The sequence below is a fragment of the Chelatococcus sp. XZ-Ab1 genome (assembly GCF_029309855.1).
Lineage (GTDB): Bacteria > Pseudomonadota > Alphaproteobacteria > Rhizobiales > Beijerinckiaceae > Chelatococcus_A > Chelatococcus_A sambhunathii.
Map to the genome: position 1 here is coordinate 1 of NZ_JARKII010000033.1, position 637 is coordinate 637.

At 65.1% G+C, this 637-nt stretch carries 1 pseudogene; it reads right to left on the reverse strand.

Annotated features, from left to right (window positions below):
* Nucleotides 1-637: pseudogene (locus P2T65_RS21135) on the reverse strand (IS5 family transposase); the annotation flags it as partial.

Genomic DNA, 637 nt, shown 5'->3' on the forward strand with positions numbered 1-637 from the left:
TAGGCCGTAGACTCATAACCGCGTAGCCAGATGCGGATGGACGCGAGCTTCACGGCGGCGAGGAAGTTTTCCGCCGTCTTGTCGAAGCGGGTGGCGATACGGCGGAAGTGTTTGATCTTGTTGAAGAAGCGCTCGACGAGGTTGCGCGCCTTGTAGAGGTGCCTGGAGAAGCAGATCGGGTCCTTGCGGTTGCGCTTGGGCGGGATGTTCGCCCATGCGTTCCGCTCGGCGACGGCAGCGCGCAGGTCGTTGGCGTCGTATCCCTTGTCGGCCAGCAGCATTGAGCCCGGCGCGAGATGCCCGATCAGGTCTTTGGCACTCGCGAGGTCGCTGGCTTGGCCTGCCGTGAGCTTGAGGAGGATCGGCCTGCCTCGGCTGTCGACGAGCGCGTGGAGCTTGGTCGTGAGCCCGCCTCGGGAGCGACCCAGACATCGATCGACACCCCCCTTTTTGCCGTCGCCCCGTGCTGGTGGACGCGGACGACAGAGGTGTCGATCATCTGCACGTCACCATCGTAAGCCCTTGTGATCGCGTCCATGAGCCGATCCCAGACGCCCGCCTTCCGCCATCGGTTGAAGCGGTTGTAGATCGTGGTCGGCGGCCCGTAGCGCGCCGGCATGTCCGCCCACGGCGCGCC